At 73.8% G+C, this 603-nt stretch carries 2 protein-coding genes; one reads left to right on the top strand and one right to left on the bottom strand.

Going from position 1 to position 603, the window contains the following annotated elements:
* Positions 1-331 (top strand): Rieske (2Fe-2S) protein (locus H0487_RS12120; protein WP_183094492.1); only part of this gene is annotated, 331 nt, incomplete at its 5' end.
* A gap of 10 nt (positions 332-341) precedes the next feature.
* Here H0487_RS12120 and H0487_RS12115 read toward each other — a convergent pair.
* Positions 342-603, bottom strand: a 262-nt coding sequence (locus H0487_RS12115) for a hypothetical protein (RefSeq protein WP_220793345.1), incomplete at its 5' end; no start/stop codon positions are given.

Here is a 603-nt window from a genome sequence, read left to right as displayed (position 1 = left end):
GCCCGGGCCGCTCGCGGTGGCCGACAGTGCGGCGGCCACCGGTGGGCGCGCCGTCGTCGAGACGAGCGAGGTCCCGGTCGGCGGTGGCGTGATCGTGCGGGACCGCGCGGTCGTGGTCACTCAGCCGCGGGAGGGCCGGTTCCGGGTGTTCTCCGCGATCTGCACCCACCAGGGCTGCGTCGTCAGCAGCATCTCCCAGCGCCGGATCGTCTGTGGCTGCCACGGCAGCCGGTTCCGGATCAGCGACGGCGGCGTCGTCCAGGGCCCCGCATCCCGGCCGCTGGCGAAGAAGTCGTTCCGGATCCGGCGAGGGAAGATCTTCCTGACCTGAGCGGGGCGGCCTACTTCCGGCCGCCCTTGCCCTTCTTCTTGCCCTTCTTCTTGCCCGCTCCCTTGCCGTGGTGCTTGGCCTTGTGGTTGCTCGGCTTCCGCGCCTGCTGACCGGGTTGCTTCGTCCGGTCGACCGCCAGCGGCTCGGTGGTCTCGGTCGCTGTCGCCGGGGCGACGCCCCGCGGCTTGGACTGGTCGGCCGGCGCACGCGACGTCGGGGTGTCGGCCGCGGCGGCGCCCTGCGGGGTGCCGCCGCCGTTGACCATCGCCGCG

It is taken from the genome of Nocardioides stalactiti (genome assembly GCF_014180715.1).
In the GTDB taxonomy this organism is placed as follows: Bacteria; Actinomycetota; Actinomycetes; order Propionibacteriales; family Nocardioidaceae; genus Nocardioides; species Nocardioides stalactiti.
The sequence above is the reverse complement of the archived record's forward strand: the minus strand, read 5'-3'. Positions and strand labels throughout refer to the sequence as shown.